15 protein-coding genes and 1 pseudogene are annotated in these 18,395 nt (G+C 69.9%); 13 read left to right on the top strand and 3 right to left on the bottom strand.

Translation table 11 applies throughout. The features are described 5' to 3' along the window. Positions 1–66: 66 nt before the first annotated feature. The 5 genes and pseudogenes from hydA (at position 67) to RSP_RS09145 (ending at position 5,221) form a co-directional block, all read left to right on the top strand. Entirely contained in the window at positions 67–1,518 is a 1,452-nt protein-coding gene (gene hydA / locus RSP_RS09165) for a dihydropyrimidinase (RefSeq protein ID WP_017140243.1), read from the top strand. After that, a pseudogene (locus RSP_RS09160) lies at positions 1,518–2,319 on the top strand (ABC transporter ATP-binding protein). Before hydA ends, RSP_RS09160 begins: the two are co-directional and overlap by 1 nt. Before the next feature lie 180 nt (positions 2,320–2,499). Then, a complete protein-coding gene (locus RSP_RS09155; protein WP_002720326.1) occupies positions 2,500–3,363 on the top strand; it encodes an ABC transporter permease in 864 nt (287 codons plus the stop codon). Continuing rightward, complete coding sequence (locus tag RSP_RS09150) at positions 3,360–4,211, top strand: ABC transporter permease (protein ID WP_011338047.1); 852 nt, start codon at positions 3,360–3,362, stop codon at positions 4,209–4,211. The genes RSP_RS09155 and RSP_RS09150 overlap by 4 nt, the downstream gene beginning before the upstream one ends. Positions 4,212–4,240: 29 nt before the next feature. After that, on the top strand, positions 4,241–5,221 hold the full coding sequence (locus tag RSP_RS09145; RefSeq protein ID WP_002720324.1) for an ABC transporter substrate-binding protein: 981 nt from the start codon (positions 4,241–4,243) through the stop codon (positions 5,219–5,221). Positions 5,222–5,265: 44 nt separating this feature from the next. Here the strand turns inward: RSP_RS09145 and RSP_RS09140 are convergent, their stop codons facing one another. Further along, positions 5,266–6,648: an FAD-binding oxidoreductase gene (locus RSP_RS09140; RefSeq protein WP_011338046.1), complete on the bottom strand. Its 1,383-nt coding sequence runs from the start codon at positions 6,646–6,648 to the stop codon at positions 5,266–5,268. Positions 6,649–6,945: 297 nt separating this feature from the next. Here RSP_RS09140 and RSP_RS09135 point away from each other — a divergent pair, with 297 nt between their 5' ends. Then, entirely contained in the window at positions 6,946–8,727 is a 1,782-nt protein-coding gene (locus RSP_RS09135) for an IlvD/Edd family dehydratase (RefSeq protein WP_011338045.1), read from the top strand. A gap of 36 nt (positions 8,728–8,763) precedes the next feature. Here the strand turns inward: RSP_RS09135 and RSP_RS09130 are convergent, their stop codons facing one another. After that, positions 8,764–9,705 (bottom strand): 2-hydroxyacid dehydrogenase, encoded by a 942-nt coding sequence (locus tag RSP_RS09130; protein ID WP_011338044.1) that lies wholly within the window; start codon positions 9,703–9,705, stop codon positions 8,764–8,766. Between the two features lie 192 nt (positions 9,706–9,897). On the opposite strand from RSP_RS09130, the gene RSP_RS09125 reads away from it, so the two are divergent. The 7 genes from RSP_RS09125 (at position 9,898) to RSP_RS09095 (ending at position 17,513) form a co-directional block, all read left to right on the top strand. After that, a complete protein-coding gene (locus tag RSP_RS09125) occupies positions 9,898–10,638 on the top strand; it encodes an SDR family oxidoreductase (RefSeq protein WP_011338043.1) in 741 nt (246 codons plus the stop codon). Positions 10,639–10,647: 9 nt separating this feature from the next. Beyond that, positions 10,648–11,493 carry a fumarylacetoacetate hydrolase family protein gene (locus RSP_RS09120; protein WP_011338042.1) on the top strand — a complete coding sequence of 282 codons (846 nt, stop codon included), beginning with the start codon at positions 10,648–10,650 and terminating at the stop codon, positions 11,491–11,493. A gap of 136 nt (positions 11,494–11,629) precedes the next feature. Continuing rightward, positions 11,630–12,916 (top strand): helix-turn-helix domain-containing protein, encoded by a 1,287-nt coding sequence (locus RSP_RS09115; RefSeq protein WP_011338041.1) that lies wholly within the window; start codon positions 11,630–11,632, stop codon positions 12,914–12,916. Positions 12,917–13,077: 161 nt separating this feature from the next. Then, positions 13,078–13,446: a response regulator transcription factor gene (locus RSP_RS09110; protein WP_002720317.1), complete on the top strand. Its 369-nt coding sequence runs from the start codon at positions 13,078–13,080 to the stop codon at positions 13,444–13,446. Next, positions 13,443–13,733, top strand: a complete 291-nt coding sequence (locus RSP_RS09105; protein ID WP_002720316.1) for a hypothetical protein — start codon at positions 13,443–13,445, stop codon at positions 13,731–13,733. The genes RSP_RS09110 and RSP_RS09105 overlap by 4 nt, the downstream gene beginning before the upstream one ends. Further along, entirely contained in the window at positions 13,733–16,417 is a 2,685-nt protein-coding gene (locus RSP_RS09100; RefSeq protein ID WP_011338040.1) for an ATP-binding protein, read from the top strand. Before RSP_RS09105 ends, RSP_RS09100 begins: the two co-directional genes overlap by 1 nt. 124 nt (positions 16,418–16,541) lie before the next feature. Next, positions 16,542–17,513 carry a FliM/FliN family flagellar motor switch protein gene (locus RSP_RS09095; RefSeq protein WP_011338039.1) on the top strand — a complete coding sequence of 324 codons (972 nt, stop codon included), beginning with the start codon at positions 16,542–16,544 and terminating at the stop codon, positions 17,511–17,513. A gap of 258 nt (positions 17,514–17,771) precedes the next feature. On the opposite strand, the gene RSP_RS09090 is transcribed toward RSP_RS09095, so the two are convergent. Beyond that, positions 17,772–18,203 (bottom strand): TIGR01244 family sulfur transferase, encoded by a 432-nt coding sequence (locus RSP_RS09090; protein WP_011338038.1) that lies wholly within the window; start codon positions 18,201–18,203, stop codon positions 17,772–17,774. Positions 18,204–18,395 lie beyond the last annotated feature (192 nt).

The raw sequence follows: 18,395 nt of genomic DNA, 5'->3' as shown, positions 1-18,395 counted from the left end.
CGGGCGGCGGGGATGGCGCCGGTCCCGCAGGCCGGGCCCGGGAGGCCGCGGCGGAAGGAGAGGATCATGAGCACAGTCATCAGGAACGGAACGATCGTCACGGCCGATCTCACCTACAGGGCCGATGTGCGGATCGAGGGCGGGATCATCACCGAGATCGGACCCGATCTCGCGGGGGACGAGGTGCTGGACGCGACCGGCTGCTATGTCATGCCGGGCGGCATCGACCCGCATACCCATCTCGAGATGCCCTTCATGGGCACCTATTCCTCGGACGATTTCGAGAGCGGCACCCGCGCGGCGCTGGCGGGCGGGACGACGATGGTGGTCGATTTCGCGCTGCCCGCCCCCGGGCAGGGGCTGATGGATGCGCTCGCCATGTGGCACAACAAGTCGGGGCGCGCCAACTGCGACTATTCCTACCATATGGCGATCACCTGGTGGGGCGAGCAGGTCTTCGACGAGATGCAGGCGGTGGTGGATCAGGGGATCACCTCGTTCAAGCATTTCATGGCCTACAAGGGCGCGCTGATGGTGAACGACGACGAGCTCTATGCGAGCTTCCGTCGCTGCGCCGATCTGGGGGCGCTCGCCATGGTCCATGCCGAGAACGGCGATGTGGTGGCCGAGCTGTCGGCGCGCCTGCTGGCTGAGGGCAACCGCGGCCCCGAGGCCCATGCCTATTCGCGCCCCCCGCAGGTCGAGGGCGAGGCCACCAACCGCGCGATCATGATCGCGGACATGGCGGGCGTGCCGCTCTATGTCGTCCATACCTCCTGCGAGGAGGCGCACGAGGCGATCCGGCGCGCGCGGATGCAGGGCAAGAGGGTCTGGGGCGAGCCGCTGATCCAGCATCTGACGCTGGACGAGAGCGAATATTTCCACCCCGACTGGGACCATGCCGCCCGCCGGGTGATGAGCCCGCCTTTCCGGAACAGGCAGCATCAGGACAGTCTCTGGGCCGGGCTGCAGTCGGGATCCCTGTCGGTCGTGGCGACGGACCATTGCGCCTTCACCACCGAGCAGAAGCGCTTCGGGGTGGGCGATTTCACCAAGATCCCGAACGGCACCGGCGGGCTCGAGGACCGGATGCCGATGCTCTGGACCCAAGGGGTGAATACGGGGCGCCTGACGCCGAACGAATTCGTGGCGGTGACCTCGACCAATATCGCGAAGATCCTGAACTGCTACCCGAAGAAGGGCGCGGTTCTGGTGGGGGCGGATGCGGACCTCGTGGTCTGGGATCCGGAGAAGACCAAGGTGATCTCGGCGGGCGCGCAGCAGTCGGCCATCGATTACAACGTGTTCGAGGGCAAGGAGGTGAAGGGCCTGCCGCGCTTCACGCTCAGCCGCGGCAAGGTCGCGGTGGCGGATGGCGAGATCCGCACCGAGGAAGGCCACGGGCAGTTCGTGGCGCGCGAGCCGCGTCCGGCTGTCAACCGCGCCCTCTCGGCCTGGAAGGAGCTGACGGCGCCGCGCGCGGTCGAACGGTCCGGCATTCCGGCCACGGGGGTGTGATGGCGGACGGTCTTGCGACGGGCCGGCCGGTGATCGAAGCCCGCGGCGTGGGGTTGACCTTCGCCACCGCCGACGGGCCGGTCCATGCGCTGAAGGACGTGAACCTCCGGGTGATGAAGGGGGATTTCGTCTCCTTCATCGGCCCCTCCGGCTGCGGCAAGACCACCTTCCTGCGTGCGGTGGCCGCCCTCGAACATCCGACCGAGGGCGAGCTGCGCGTGAACGGCATGACGCCCGAGGAGGCGCGCCGCCGCCGCGCCTATGGCTATGTGTTTCAGGCGGCAGGGCTTTATCCCTGGCGCACCATCGCGGGCAACATCCGCCTGCCGCTCGAGATCATGGGCTTTGCCCGCGACGAGCAGGAGCGGCGGGTGCGGGAGGTGCTGCAGCTGGTCGAGCTCGACGGGTTCGGCAAGAAATACCCTTGGCAGCTGTCGGGGGGGGATGCAGCAGCGCGCGTCGATCGCGCGGGCGCTGGCTTTTGATGCGGACATCCTCTTGATGGACGAGCCCTTCGGCGCGCTCGACGAGATCGTGCGCGACCGGCTGAACGAGGCGCTGCTGAAGCTCTGGGCGCGGACCGGCAAGACCATCGGCTTCGTCACCCATTCCATCCCCGAGGCGGTCTATCTCTCGACGAGGATCGTGGTGATGTCGCCCCGCCCGGGCCGGATCACCGACGTGATCGAAAGCCCGCTGCCGCGGGAGCGTCCGCTCGACATCCGCGACAGCCGCGACTTCATCGAGATCGCCCATCGCGTCCGCGAGGGCCTCAGGGCGGGGCATTCCTATGACGAGTGAGGGGGCAGCCCGCGATCCGGGCGGTGCGGAGTTCTCACCTGTTTTCAGCTTCTCCATGCATGGTATTGGGAAGAAAGGTTTTTTCTGGTTCGCCGCGCGAGGCAGGACATGCCGCGGGGCTGCTGCCCCCATGGGTGCCGCGGGGCAGTCCCGGTTCCCGCTTGCGGGTGGAGGCGGTGCATGAGGTCGATCCTTCCGGTCCTCACGGTCGTCGCTGTGATCGTGGCGCTCTGGTATGGGGCGGCGGCAGCGATGAATGCGCAATGGGTGCGCGATCAGGCGGCGCGGGCGGGCACCGAGGTCAGCCTCGCCCAGATCCTGCCCCAGACCATGAGCCAGGAGCGGCCCGTGCTGCCGGCGCCGCATCAGGTGGCCAAGGGCCTCTGGGAGGGCGTGGCAGGCCAGAAGATCACCTCGAAGCGCAGCCTTGTCTATCACGGCTGGATCACGCTGTCGGCGACGCTTCTGGGCTTCGGCATCGGCACCGGGCTCGGGATCCTGCTCGCAGTCGGCATCATCCACAACCGCGCGATGGACCAGAGCGTGATGCCCTGGGCCATCGCGAGCCAGACCATCCCGATCCTCGCCATCGCGCCGATGATCATCGTGGTGCTGAACTCGATCGGCGTCTCGGGGCTTCTGCCCAAGGCGGTGATCTCGGCCTATCTCAGCTTCTTTCCGGTCGTGGTGGGCATGGTGAAGGGGCTGCGCAGCCCCGATGCGATGCAGCTCGACCTCCTGTCCACCTACAATGCGAGCCGGGCGCAGGCCTTCTGGAAGCTGCGGCTGCCCGCCTCGATGCCCTATCTCTTCGCTTCGCTGAAGGTGGGGATCGCGGCGAGCCTCGTCGGCGCCATCGTGGGCGAGCTTCCCACGGGTGCTGTGGCGGGGCTCGGCGCGCGGCTTCTGTCGGGGAGCTATTACGGGCAGACGATCCAGATCTGGTCCGCGCTGTTTGCGGCCGCCATCGTGGCGGCAGCGCTGGTCGGGATCGTGGGCGCGATCCAGGCGCGGGTGCTGCGGCGGATGGGGATGGCGCGATGACGCTCGTGTTCCTCGCCCTCGTCACCTGGGTCGTGACGCTCGTGCTCAATGTGCGGATCTCGCGGTCGGCCTTCTCCGAGACGCGGATCGGCCGCCTCGTGGTGCCCGCGATCTTCGGGCTCACCGTGCTTCTGGTCTGGGAGCTGCTGGTGCGCGGGCTTCAGGTGCCCTCGGTGATCCTGCCGCCGCCCTCGGCCATCGGCGCGCGGATCGCGAGCAGCCTGCCGGTCCTCTGGGGCGATTTCGTGCAGACCTTCGTGAAGGGCGCGCTCTCGGGCTGGCTCATCGGCTGTGCGGCCGCGGTGGCCACGGCCATCGCCATCGACCGCTCGCCCTTCCTGCAGCGGGGGCTGCTGCCGGTGGGCAATTTCGTGGCGGCCCTGCCCATCGTTGGGATCGCGCCGATCCTCGTCATGTGGTTCGGCTTCGACTGGCAGTCGAAGGCCGCGGTGGTGGTGGTCATGGTCTTCTTCCCCGTGCTCGTGAACACGGTCGAGGGGCTCGCGGCCACCGACCGGATGCAGCGCGACCTGATGAAGACCTATTCGGCCAGCTACGCCCAGACGCTCCTCAAGCTGCGGCTGCCCGCGGCCATGCCCTTCATCTTCAACGGCCTGAAGATCGCCACCACGCTCGCCCTGATCGGGGCCATCGTCGCCGAATTCTTCGGCAGCCCGATCCGCGGCATGGGCTTTCGCATCTCGGCCGAGGTCGGCCGCCTCGGGCTCGACATGGTCTGGGCCGAGATAGCGGTTGCAGCAATGGCGGGCTCGGCCTTCTATGGGGTGGTCGCTCTGGTCGAACGAGGGCTGACCTTCTGGCACCCGTCCCAACGACGTCAACGATAGCCCCGAAGGGGCACAACACGGAGGTTTCGATGAAAGGACTGCTGACCGGAGCCGCGCTTCTCGCGCTCGCCGCCGGCACGGCTTCGGCCGAGGAGGTGACGCTCCAGCTCAAATGGGTGACGCAGGCCCAGTTCGCGGGCTATTACGTCGCGCTCGATCAGGGCTTCTACGAGGAGGAGGGGCTCGAGGTCACGATCAAGCCGGGCGGCCCCGACGTGGCGCCGGTGCAGGTGCTGCTCGGCGGCGGCGCCGACGTGATGGTCGACTGGCTGCCCTCGGCGCTGGCCGCGCGCGAGCAGGGGGCCGACATCGTCAACATCGCCCAGCCCTTCAAGAGTTCGGGCATGATGCTGACCTGCCTGAAGGAATCGGGCGTTTCGGGCCCCGAGGACTTCAAGGGCAAGACGCTGGGCGTCTGGTTCGGCGGCAACGAATATCCCTTCCTCAACTGGATGTCGAAGCTGGGCCTGCCCACCGACGGCTCGCCTCAGGGGGTGACGGTGCTCAAGCAGGGCTTCAACGTCGATCCGCTGCTGCAGAAGCAGGCGGCCTGCATCTCGACCATGACCTACAACGAATATTGGCAGGTGATCGACGCGGGCCTCTCGCCGGACGACCTCGTGACCTTCAAGTACGAGGATCAGGGCGTGGCGACCCTCGAGGACGGTCTCTATGTGATGGCCGACAAGCTGAAGGATCCGGCCTTCGTCGAGACCATGGCCAAGTTCGTGCGGGCCTCGATGAAGGGCTGGAAATGGGCCGAGGAGAACCCCGACGACGCGGCCATGATCGTGCTCGACAATGACGACACGGGCGCGCAGACCGAGAGCCACCAGAAGCGGATGATGGGCGAGGTGGCGAAGCTGACCGCGGGCTCGGACGGCACGCTCGACGAGGCGGATTACAAGCGCACCGTGGCCACCCTGATGGGCGGCGGCTCGGACCCGGTGATCTCGAAGGAGCCCGAGGGCGCCTGGACCCACGAGGTCACCGACAAGGCGCTGAAGTAAGCTCTGGCAGGGGCGCGCTGCGGCGCGCCCCTCGCCTTGCCGCCCTACGGCAGGAGCTTGCCGGGATTGAGGATGCCCTTCGGATCGAGCGCCTCTTTCATCGCCCGCATGGTGGCCAGAGCCGGGCCGTGCTGGGCCTCCATCTTGCCGATCTTGCCCATGCCGATCCCGTGTTCGCCCGACACGACCCCGCCCAGCCGCAGGGCCAGATCCGACAGGAGGTCGGTGAACTCCTTCACCCGCTTCATCTCTCCTGCATCCTCGGGGTCGACGAGGATGCCGCAGTGGAAATTGCCGTCGCCCACATGGCCCACGATGGCCTGCATGAGGCCGCGGGCGCGGCCCTCTTCCTGCGCGACCGCGACCGCCTCGGCCAGCGCCGAGATCGGCACGCAGACATCGGTCGAGACCGTGCGCGCCCCCGGCCGCAGCCGCCGCGTGGCATGGTGCGCATTGTGGCGCATCGACCAGAGCGCGCGGCGCTCCTCGGGCTTCTGCGACCAGCGGAACGACTGCCCGCCGTGATCGGCGGCGATCTCGCCGAAGAGGGCGGCCGTCTCGGCCACGCCTCTTTCGCTGCCGTGGAATTCGACGAAGAGATGCGGCTCCTCGGGCAGCCCTGCATCGGCATGGAGGTTGAAGCCGCGTACCATCATCGCATCGACCAGCTCGATCCGGGCTATGGGCAGGCCCATCTGGATCGTGGCGATGACGGTGGCGACCGCTTCGGCCACCGAGGGAAAGCGGCAGATCGCGGCCGACTGCGCCTCGGGCTGGCCGAAGAGGCGCAGCGTGAGTTCGGTGATGATGCCGAGCGTGCCCTCCGAGCCCACGAAGAGGTGGGTGAGATCGTAGCCCGTGGCGGATTTGCGCGCCCGGCTGCCGGTGCGGATCACGGTGCCGTCGGCCTGCACCACCTCGAGCGCCAGCACCGCCTCGCGCATCGTGCCGTAGCGCACGGCGGTCGTGCCCGAGGCGCGGGTCGCGGCCATGCCGCCCAGCGTGGCATTGGCGCCCGGATCGATCGGGAAGAAAAGGCCCGTGTCGCGCAGATGGGCGTTCAGCGTCTCGCGCGTGACGCCGGGCTGCACCACCGCGTCGAGATCCTCGGCATGGACGGCCAGCACCCGGTCCATGCCGGTCAGGTCGAGCGCGATGCCGCCGCGGATCGCCAGATGGTGCCCCTCGAGCGAGGAACGCGCGCCCTGCGCCACCACCGGCATGCCCGCGGCATGGCAGAGCGCGAGGAGTCGCGAGACCTCCTCGGTCGAGGCGGGGCGCGCCACGGCATCGGGCAGGGCTGCCGGATACCAGGCCTCGTTCTCGGCGTGCTGCGCGCGCACGGCCTCGGAGGTCAGAAGCCGCTCGCCCAGAAGATCGCGGAGCGCAGGGATCGGATCGCGCGGGGCGGGGCCGGGCAGGGTCATGGGCTTCTCCAGGGAGCGGTTTCGTCCCCGCACCAGACCCGAGCCCGCAGGCAGGGTCAACGGGGGCCGTCGCCCCGTGGAGGGTGTCTCCCGCGCGGGCCCCTGCCGGACGGGCCTCATTTCACGCTGCGCGAAATGCAGGGCCTCGCGAGACAGATCTGGTGCGAAGGGACACCCACTCTCCCGATCCCGCTTCGTGATCCGCGACGAGCCCCGGCCGGGCCGGGCTGCCCCCGCGCCCTTGCCCTTGCCTGCGCGAGAGGGGATGTTGGAGGCCAGCGACAGGAGGCCGCAGAGATGAGCGACACCCCCACCGGCAGGCGCTTCCGCTCACAGGCGTGGTTCGACAATCCCGACAATCCCGGGATGACCGCGCTCTATGTCGAGCGCTACCAGAACCAGGGCTTCACGCGGCGCGAGCTGCAGGGCGACCGGCCCATCATCGGCATCGCGCAGTCGGGTTCGGATCTCGCGCCCTGCAACAAGATCCACCTCTTCCTCGCCGAGCGGGTCAAGGCGGGCATCCGCGACGCGGGCGGCGTGCCGATGGAATTTCCCGTCCATCCGATCCAGGAGACCGGGCGCAGGCCCACCGCCGCGCTCGACCGCAACCTCGCCTATCTCGGCCTCGTCGAGGTGCTGCACGGCTATCCGATCGACGGGGTGGTGCTGACCACCGGATGCGACAAGACCACGCCCGCGCAGCTGATGGCAGCGGCGACGGTGGATCTTCCTTCCATCGTGCTCTCGGGCGGGCCCATGCTCGACGGCTGGTGGGAAGGCAAGCTCGCAGGCTCGGGTACGATCATCTGGGAGAGCCGGCGGCTGCTCGCCGAGGGCGAGATCGACTATCCCGAATTCATGGAGCGTGCCTGCGCTTCGGCCCCCTCGCTCGGCCATTGCAACACGATGGGCACCGCCTCGACCCTGAACGCGCTGGCCGAGGCGCTGGGCATGTCGCTGCCCGGATGCTCGGCCATTCCCGCGCCGTTCCGCGAGCGGATGAACATGGCCTATGCCACGGGCCGGCGCATCGTCGAGATGGTGCTGGCCGACCTGAAGCCCTCGGACATCCTCACGCGGCAGGCCTTCGAGAATGCGATCCGCGTCAATTCGGCCATCGGCGGCTCGACCAACGCGCCGCCGCATCTGCAGGCCATCGCGCGGCATGCGGGTGTCGAGCTTGCGGTGGAGGACTGGCAGACGGTGGGCTTCGACCTGCCGCTGCTGGTGAACATGCAGCCCGCCGGAGAATATCTGGGTGAGAGCTTCTTCCGGGCGGGCGGCGTGCCTGCCGTCATGGGCGAGCTGCTCGCGGCGGGGCTTCTCCATGCGGAGGCGCTGACCGTCACGGGAGAGAGCATCGGCCACAATCTCGCGGGCGAGCGCAGCCGCGACCGGCGGGTGATCCGGTCGGTCGAGGATCCCCTGCGCGAGAAGGCGGGGTTCCTCGTGCTGCGGGGCAATCTCTTCGACTCGGCGCTGATGAAGACCTCGGTCATTTCGGCCGAGTTCCGGCACCGCTTCCTCGCCCAGCCGGGGCGGGAGGGCATCCACGAGGCCCGCGCCGTGGTCTTCGAGGGACCGGAAGATTATCACGCCCGCATCAACGACCCCGATCTCGGGATCGACGAGACGACGATCCTCTTCATCCGCGGCGTGGGCTGCGTGGGCTATCCGGGCTCAGCCGAGGTGGTGAACATGCAGCCGCCCGACGGGCTTCTGCGCGAGGGAGTGACGCATCTGCCGACGGTGGGCGACGGGCGGCAGTCGGGCACTTCCGAGAGCCCGTCGATCCTCAACGCCTCGCCCGAGGCGGCGGTGGGCGGCGGCCTTGCGCTCCTGCGGACAGGCGACCGGGTGCGGCTCGATCTGAACGCCTGCCGGCTCGACGCGCTGGTGGACGAGGCCGAGTGGGAGGCGCGCCGCGCCGCCTGGACGCCGCCCGTCCTGCACCACCAGACCCCCTGGCAGGAGATCTATCGCCGCCTCGTGGGGCAGCTCGCCGATGGCGGCTGCCTCGAGCTTGCCACCGCCTATCACCGGGTGGCGCGGGATCTGCCGCGGGACAATCATTAGGACGCTGTGGCGGCGTGACGCCGCCACACCATCGCCTCAGGCGACCGGAGTCAGCAGCGGCTCGCCCTGAAGGAAGGCCGTGATGTTGGCGCGCTGCAGCTCGCCCATCGCGCGGCGGGTCTCGACCGTGCCCGATCCCTGATGCGGCTGCAGGATCACGTTCGAGAGCGCGTGGAAGCGCGGATCGATCTCGGGCTCGTTGCGGAAGACGTCGAGCGCGGCCCCGATCCGCCCGGCTTCGAGGGCGCTTAGCAGCGCCGCTTCGTCCACGGTCGAGCCGCGCGAGATGTTCACCAGCACCGCATCCTGCGGCATGCAGGCAATGACCTCGGCCGAGACGTAGCTTTCGGTGGCGGGCCCTCCGACCAGCGCCACCACCAGCCAGTCGACCTCGGCGGCGAGCCCTTCGGGCGTGGCGTGGAAGGTCCAGCCCGCGGGCACGTCCTTGGCGCTGCGCGAATGATAGTGGATCTCCATGCCGAAGGCCACGAGCCGGTCGGCGATGGCGCGCCCGATCCGGCCGAGCCCCATGATGCCCGCGCGCCCGCCCGAGAATTTGCGGTTCAGCGGAAAGTCTCCCTTGGGCCAGCGGCCCTCGCGGACGAAGCGGTCGCCCTCGGGGATGCGGCGGCAGAGGGCCAGCATCATCGCCAGCGCCGTGTCGGCCACGTCGTCGTTCAGCACGTCGGGCGTGTTCGTCACCCGGATGCCGCGGGCGCGGGCGGCTTCGACGTCGATGGCATCGAAGCCCACACCGAAGTTCGCGATGATGCCGAGCGCGGGCAGGAGATCCATCGCCTCGCCGCCGAAGGGCGCGCCGCCCTTGTAGGCCACCGCCACCGCCTCGGCGCGGAGCGCAGGGTCGAGGCCCGCCAGATCGGCGAGCTGCGGAACGGTCGTGACCGTGAAGCTGGCCTCCATCGCCTGCCTGTCCCAGTCGGGGTAGGAGCCCACCGCGATCACCCGTTGCCGTTCCATCCTGTCTCCTTTCATCCGCGGCGGCCTGCCCGAGGCCGCGGCCCAAGGCTGGCATATCAGAGAGCCTGCGGCCAGCCTTTGCGGGTGCCGCCGGCCCTCGGCGGGCGGATTATTGATAATTTCCGCGGCCGGGGCTTGTTCTCTATCCGATATTGATCTTTGGTAGGCCGCGAGCTGGGGGAGGAGAGGGCCATGGCCGGTCGGCTGGAGGGCAAGCGCGCGCTGGTGACGGCGGCAGGGCAGGGGATCGGGCGCGCCTCTGCGCTGGCCATGGCGCGCGAGGGCGCGCGTGTGCTGGCGACCGACCTGAATGCGGCAGCGCTCGAAGGGCTTGCGGCCGAAGGGCTCGAGGTGCAGCCGCTCGATGTGCGCGATCCGGCCTCGATCGCGGCCGCTGTCGCGGCGGCAGGGCCGCTCGACGTGCTCTTCAACTGCGCGGGCTTCGTGGCCTCGGGCACGATCCTCGACTGCGACGAGGAGGACTGGGCCTTCTCCGTCGGGCTGAACCTCACCGGCATGTATCGGATGTGCCGCGCCTTCCTGCCGGGCATGATCGCGGGCGGCGGCGGGTCGATCATCAACATGGCCTCGGTCGTGTCCGCGGCCATCGCGGCGCCCAACCGCTTCGTCTACGGCACCACCAAGGCGGGGGTCGTGGGGCTCACCAAATCCATCGCCGCCGATTTCATCGGGCAGGGCATCCGCTGCAACGCGATCTGCCCCGGCACCGTCGAAAGCCCCTCGCTCGAGGACCGGCTCCGCGCCACCGGCGATTACGAGGCCGCGCGGCGCGCCTTCGTGGCCCGCCAGCCCATCGGCCGCATCGGCCGCCCGGAGGAGATCGCGGCGCTTGTCGTCTATCTCGCTTCGGACGAATCCGCCTACACCACCGGGGTCGCCCATGTCATCGACGGGGGCTGGTCCAATATCTGAGGAGACGCCATGAAACTGCTGCGCCATGGGCCCGCCGGGGCCGAACGACCGGGCCTCGTCTGGACCGACGGCACCCTCCGCGACCTGTCGGGCGTGGTGCCGGACATCGCGGGCGAAGTGCTGACGGACGAGGGGCTGGCCAGGCTCCGCGACATCGACGGGGCGAGCCTGCCGGTCGTGGCCGAGGGCACGCGGCTCGGGCCCTGCGTCGCGGGCACGACCAAATTCGTCTGCATCGGCCTGAACTATTCGGACCACGCCGCCGAGACCGGCGCGCAGGTCCCGCCCGAGCCGATCATCTTCATGAAGGCCAACTCTGCGATCTGCGGCCCGAACGACCCGATCATCATCCCCCGCGGCTCGGTCAAGACCGACTGGGAGGTGGAACTGGCCATCATCATCGGCAAGAAGGCGAAATATGTCTCCGAGGCCGAGGCGCTCGACCATGTGGCGGGCTATGCGGTGGCCAACGACGTCTCCGAGCGGGCCTTCCAGTCCGAGCGGTCGGGCCAGTGGACGAAGGGCAAGAGCTGCGACAACTTCGGCCAGCTCGGCCCCTGGCTCGTGACGCGCGACGAGGTGGCGGACCCGCAGAACCTGCCGCTGTGGCTGTCGGTCAACGGCGAGAAGATGCAGAACGGCACGACCGGAACGATGGTCTATGGCGTGGCCTATCTGGTCAGCTACCTGTCGCAGTTCATGACGCTCCATCCGGGCGATGTGATCTCGACCGGCACGCCTCCGGGCGTGGGGCTCGGCATGAAGCCGCCGCGCTTCCTGAAGCCGGGCGATGTGGTCGAACTCGGCGTCGAGGGGCTGGGCCAGCAGCGCCAGGAGGTCGTGGCCGACGCCTGACAGGCTCGGGGCCGGGCCTTTCGGCCCGGTCCTCTCTCGCGCCCTTCGCTTGACCGGTGGGCGCGGACCCGCTGAAAAGCGCTGTCCTTCCCCCGGAACTTGCAGGATGATCCTGTAAACTGCGGAGGAGCGGACCATGCCGATGACGGCGCTGACGGGCAGCCGGGTGCGCGAACGGCGCTTGCAGCTCGGGCTGAGGCAGGCCGATCTGGCGCGGGCGGCGGGGATCTCGGCCTCCTATCTCAACCTGATCGAGCACAACCGTCGCCGGATCGGCGACGAGGTTCTGGCGCGGCTCGCCCGGGCCCTGAAGGTCGAGGCGCAGACGCTCTTGGCCGGGGCCGAGGGCGTGCTGGTCGAGGATCTGCGCGCCGCCGCCGCCTCGGCGGGCGACGATCAGCCCGAGCTCGACCGGGTCGAGGATTTCGTGGGCCGCTTTCCGGGCTGGGCGCGGATGCTGGCTGCGCAGCACCGCCGGATGGGGCTGCTCGAGCGGACTGTCAACGCGCTCAACGACCGGCTGACCCATGACACCCACCTGAGCCAGGCGCTGCACGAAGTTCTCTCGGCGGTGAGCGCCGTGCGCTCCACCGCGGCGATCCTCGCCGAGACCGAGGACATCGAGCCCGACTGGCGCGCGCGCTTTCACGCCAACATCCATGCCGACAGCGAGCGGCTGGCCGTGGGCGCCGAGGCGCTGGTGGCCTATCTCGATGCCGCCTCGGAAGACGAGGAGCAGGGGGTCGTGGCCCCGCAGGAGGAGGTGGAAGGCTGGCTTGCCGCGCGCGACTGGCATCTGGCCGAGCTGGAGGAGCCGGGCGGGCGGGCGCGGCTCGAGGCCGAGATCGAGGGGCTGGCCTCGGCCGCCGGACGGGCGATGGCGCGCGACTGGGTGCTGCGGGCCGAGGCGGATGCGCGGGCCATGCCGCTCGATCCGTTCCGCGCCGCGCTCCGCGCCGAGGGCGATCCGGTGCTGGTCGCGCGGCGCTTCGGCGTGGGGGTGCTCGCGGCCTTCCGGCGGATCGCCACGCTGCCCGGCGCCATCGCGGGCCTCGTGATCTGCGACGGCTCGGGCACCCTCGTCTTCCGCAAGCCGCCCGAGGGGTTCCTGCTGCCGCGCTTCGGGGCGGCCTGTCCGCTCTGGCCGCTCTTCGAGGCGCTGGCCCACCCGATGCGCCCCGTCGAGGCGGTGGTCGAGCCCGCCGCCCGCACCCGTCGCCGCTTCCGCGCCCGCGCCTTCTGCGAGCCGCACCATCCGCAGGGCTTCGCGGGACCGGAACTGCGCGAGGCGGGGATGCTGATCGAGCCCGCCGTGCCCGATCCGGCGCTCGTGCCGCGCGCGGTCGGCACCTCCTGCCGGATCTGCCCGCGGGCAGGCTGCCCCGCCCGGCGCGAGCCTTCGATCCTGCTCGAGGGCTCCTGACGCCCCGGCGCCCCCGGGGGTGTTTATCCCTTCGGAGAGGCCGCTCCGCCCCCGGACGGGCGCCTTCTGCCCCTCCTCGCGCTTTGACAGCACCGGATTTTCGGCTGATAGTTGCCGACGGGGCGGGGAGGCCCCGGTGCAGGTTTCGGGGGGGATGGTTCATGACGGCGCATGTGCTGCTGATCGAGGACGAGCCGAACATCGCCGAGGCGATCCGCTTCATCCTCATGCGCGATGGGCTGAAGGTCTCGACCCATGCGGGCGGAGCGGATGCGATCGAGGTGGTGCGCACGGCACAGCCGGACCTTCTGATCCTCGATGTGATGCTGCCCGGCATGAGCGGCTTCGACATCCTCTCGGCGCTCCGTGCCGATCCCCAGACCGAGGATCTGCCGGTGCTGATGCTGAGCGCCAAGGGGCAGGTGCGCGACCGCGCGGCGGCCAAGAAGGCCGGCGTGGATGCCTTCATGTCGAAGCCCTTCTCGAATGCCGAGATGCTGGCCTCGGTCCGGGCGCTGGTGCCGCGATGAGCCGGCGTCGCTCGCCGCTCTTTCTCGCGCGGCGATCCTACCGGAGGCGGCGGCTCCGCGATGCGGCCCGGCTCCTGCCGGTCTTCGGCGCGTTCCTCTTCCTTTTGCCGATCCTGTGGGAGCCGGCCGCGACGGACCAGCGCGACACCGCCCCCGACGGGGTCTATCTCTTCGCGGTCTGGGCGGTCCTGATCCTCGTGGCCGCCGGCATGTCCCGGGGCCTCAAGGCCGAGGCGCTGGAGGATGGGGCCGAGGCGGGCGATCCGCCGGAGGGCGGGGCGGGCTGATGCCGTTCGATCTCCTCGTTCTCTCCTGCCTCTGCTACGTCATCCTGCTCTTCCTCGTGGCCTTCCTCGTCGAGCGCCGGGCGGTGGGCGAGGCGCTGCCCTGGCTGCGGTCGCCGCTCGTCTATACGCTCTCGCTCTCGATCTACTGCACCGCCTGGACCTTCTACGGCGCGGTGGGATATGCGGCGCGCTCGGGGCTCGAATATCTCACGATCTATCTCGGGCCGACGCTCGTCTTCGTCGGCTGGTGGTGGGTGCTGCGCAAGCTGGTGCGGATCGGGCGGCAGCAGCGCGTGACCTCGATCGCCGACCTGATCTCCTCGCGCTACGGCAAATCGAACCTGCTCGGCGTGCTCGTCACGCTGCTCTGCGTGGTGGCCGCCACACCCTATATCGCGCTCCAGCTCCAGTCCGTCACGCTGAGCTTCAGCGTCTTCGCCAGCGGCTCGCACGAGGGCTGGCAGATGCCCGACCGTGACAGCACCGCGATCTGGGTCGCGGGGGGGCTTGCGCTCTTCACCATCCTCTTCGGCACGCGGAAGCTCGATGCCAACGAGCAGCATACGGGCATCGTCACCGCCATTGCCGTCGAGGGAATCGTGAAGCTGGTGGCGCTGGTGGCGGTGGGCAGTTACGTCGTCTGGGGGGTGGCCGACGGGCCCGCCGACGTGATCGCCCGTATCGACCGCTCGGCCATCGCCGACTGGGAACTCGCGCCCTCGCGCTGGGCGGGCCTCACCTTCCTGTCGGCCGCAGCGGTGGTCTGCCTGCCGCGGATGTTCCAGGTGCTGGTGGTCGAGAACGGGGACGAGCGCCACCTCGCCACGGCGAGCTGGGCCTTCCCGCTCTACATGTTCCTGATGAGCCTCTTCGTGGTGCCGATCGCGGTCGTGGGCCTCGAGCTTCTGCCCGAGGGCGCCAATCCGGACCTGTTCGTCCTGACCGTGCCGCTCGACCGCGGGCAGGGTGGGCTGGCCATGCTGGCCTTCCTCGGCGGCTTCTCCTCGGCCACGGCGATGGTGATCGTGGCCGCGGTGGCGCTGGCCACGATGGTGTCGAACCATATCGTCATGCCGCTTTGGCTGTCGCTGCGCCCGATGCCGGCCGTCAGCGGCGACGTGCGCCGCCTCGTGCTGCTCTCCCGGCGGATCTCCATCGCGGGCGTTCTGGCGCTGGGCTACGGCTATTACCGCTTCTCGGGCGGCTCGAGCGCGCTGGCCGCGATCGGCCTCATCTCCTTCGTGGGCGTGGCGCAGATCCTGCCTGCGATGTTGGGCGGCATCTTCTGGCGCGGCGCCACCCGGACGGGCACGCTCTGGGGCCTCAGCCTCGGTTTCGCGGTCTGGGTCTATACGCTGTTCCTGCCCTCCTTCGGCCCGGATGCGATCTTCTCGGCCCGCCTTCTCGCCGAGGGACCGTTCGGGATCGGCTGGCTCCGTCCGCAGGCGCTGTTCGGGGTCGAGGGGATGGATCCGCTGATCCATTCGTTGTTCTGGTCGCTCATCCTGAACGGCACCGTCTTCTGCGGCGCCTCGCTCGTGACCTTCCCGGGCCCGCTCGAGCGGTTGCAGGGCGCGGCCTTCGTCAATGTGTTCGAGACCGGCAACCGCGGCCCGCAGGGATGGGCGCAGGGCAAGGCGGAATCCGAGGAGCTGCTGGTGATGGCGCAGCGCATCCTCGGCGAGGAGCCGGCGCTGGCGCTCTTCCAGTCCGAGGCGCGCGCGCAGGGAAAGGAGGGCTATCTGCCCGATCCGGTCCCCGGCTTCGTCGAGCGGCTCGAGCGGCGGCTTGCGGGCTCGGTCGGCGCGGCCACGGCCCACGCGATGCTGGCCCAGCTGGCCGGGCGCGCCGCGGTCTCGGTCGAGGATCTGATGGCGGTGGCGAACGAGACCGCACAGATCATGGAATATTCCGCGCGGCTCGAGGCCCAGCAGGACGAGCTGACCCGCACCGCGCGCCAGCTGCGCGAGGCCAACGAGAAGCTCACGCAGCTGTCGGTGCAGAAGGACGCCTTCCTCAGCCAGATCAGCCACGAGCTGCGCACCCCCATGACCTCGATCCGCGCCTTCTCCGAGATCCTGATGGACGGCGATCTGCCGCCCGAGATGGCCGCGCGCCACGCCCGCATCATCCATGACGAGGCCATCCGGCTCACCCGGCTGCTCGACGACCTGCTCGACCTCTCCGTGCTCGAGAACGGATCGGTGCAGCTCGACCTCGGGCTCGCCAATCTCCAGCAGATGATCGACCGCGCCCTGAGCTCGGCGGCCCAAACCCGCCCCGAGCGCGGCTTCACCATCCATCGCGATCCGGCGGCCGAGAACATCTTCCTGTTCACCGACGGCGACCGGCTGGCGCAGGTCTTCATCAATCTGATCTCGAACGCGCGCAAATACTGCGACGCGGACTATCCCGAACTGCGGATCTCGGTGCGCCAGAAGGGCGGGCGCGTGACGGTCGATTTCATCGACAACGGTTCCGGGATCTCGAAGGAGAGCCAGGAGCTGATCTTCGAGAAGTTCGCCCGGCTTTCGGACCAGACCCGGGCCGGCGGGGCGGGCCTCGGCCTCGCGATCTGCCGCGAGGTGATGGCCAACCTCGGCGGCACCATCACCTACCTGCCGGGACAGGGGGGCGCTGCCTTCCGCGTGACCCTGCCTCTGCGGCTCCAGCGCGCCGCCTGAGCGCGGCCACCACCGCCTGCGGCGCCCCCCGACCCAGGATGCTGGCAGGTCCGGCCCGGGCGACATGGCCCTCCGCCATCAACCGTTTCTCAATCCTGCCATGTCAGAAGGGCAGGGCAGCGGCATGTGGGAAGCGACGGTGACGGAGAGCGTGCTCAGGCGCAAGATCGAGGCGAAGGCCCGGCCGGCGGTGCCGCAGGTCACCGGCGCCGAGCGCGGCCTGCGGCTGGCGCTGGCGCGGGCCGGGCGCGATGCCTTCGCGCTCGCCCTCGACGTGCCGCGGCTCGACTGTCTGCGCCGCTCCCTCACCGAACTCCTCGAGATGCCCGAGGATCTGTCGTTCCATGCGGTGCTCGAAGGGCCGGGCGAGGGGCTGGGACTGATCGCCCTCGCGCCGCCGCTGCTTGCCGGGCTGGTCGAGGTGCAGACCGTGGGCCGGGTCAGGCCGCAGCCCGCCGCCACCCGCAAGCCCAGCCGCACCGACGCGGCCATGGTACAGGATTTCATCGACCGCGCGCTGGCCGAGCTCGACCTCCTTCTGCTCGAGGATGAGGATCGGGTCTGGGCCAGCGGCTTCCGCTACGCCTCCTTCCTCGACGATCCCCGGCCGCTTGGCCTCCTGCTCGAGGATTGTTCCTACCGTGTGCTGGTGGCCGAGGTGGAGCTGGCCCTCGGCGCCAAGAGCGGGCAGCTTCTCCTCGCCGTCCCGGCCGACGGCCGCGGAGAGCGGCCGCACGACGGCAGCCAGGACGAGGCTCCGCCGCCGCTGACCGACTTCGGCGCGGCTCTGGCCGAGCAGGTGATGGCGGTGGACTGCCGGCTCGAGGCGGTTCTCGGCCGCATCACCCTGCCGCTCGCCCAGGTCCTCGACTGGCAGCCGGGCGATACGGTGCCGCTGCCGCAGGCCACGCTCGACCATATCCTCTTCGTGGGGCTCGACGGCCATCCGGTCGCCGAGGGGCGGCTCGGCCAGCATCGCGGGATGCGCGCCGTGCGTCTGGCGCCCATGGCGGCGGCCGATCCGCCCCCCGCTCTGCCGGAGTTCGAGCCCGAGGATGAAGACCTGTCTTTCGCCATGACGGGGACTGACGAGTGAGCCGAACACCGTCTGGCGCACGCAGCCATGCGCCGCTCCCCGAAGCCTTCTGCCCCGGGCCACGACGGCCCCCGATGCGCGGCGCCCGGCCATTGCGCCCCGTTTCGACGTCCCGTCCGGCAGAGGAACGCGCCCCGTCCCGCCTTGCCGGGCGGATCGAGCCGAAAGCGGAGCCTTGGCACAGGTCGTGGGCGGCAGAAGGATGCGCGGCTCAGAAGCCGCGCAGCGCCTCGCGGCGCCGCACCCGTAACCTGCCTGTCAGCCGCGCTCCCGCGCGAGGCGGTCGATCTCGTGGCGCAGCCCTTCGAGCTGGTAGCCGTGCCGGGCAGGCAGGCCGATCAGCTCGTCCGTCGGCATCCGGCCGGCATTCGCCAGCGCCCAGACCACCGAAGAGCGGTTGCCCGAGGCGCAGTAGGCCAGCACCGGGCCGCCGGCCTGATCGATGGCCTCGCGCTGGCGCTCGACATTCTCGAGCGTGACGGCGCCGCCGATCACCGGGTTCGCGATGAAGGTGAAGCCCTCGGCCTCCGCCGCCCGGCGCATCTCCTCGGTCTGGAGATGGGGCGGGATCTCGCCATCCGGCCGGTTGTCGATGATCGTGGTGAAGCCTGCCGCGCGGAGCGCCGGAAGCTCCTCCTGCGAGATCTGGGGCGAGACGGCGTAGCGGTCGGTCAGGGGGCGGAAGCTCATGGGGTCCTCGTGCTGCAGCGCGGCTGCGGGCGACCATATCGCCCCCCGCCGCAGGAGGAAAGGCCGCAGGGCGCCGGTTCACGCTCCGGCGGCCGGTGCACAGCCGGCGGTGCGGCGCCATCCCGGTGGAGGCGAGGCCTCCGCCCGCACCTCCATTCTGCGGCGCCGTCGCCCGTTCCTTCCCCTGCGCCG

It is taken from the genome of Cereibacter sphaeroides 2.4.1, assembly GCF_000012905.2.
Lineage (GTDB): Bacteria > Pseudomonadota > Alphaproteobacteria > Rhodobacterales > Rhodobacteraceae > Cereibacter_A > Cereibacter_A sphaeroides.
This window is presented reverse-complemented; position numbering and strand designations above follow the sequence as displayed.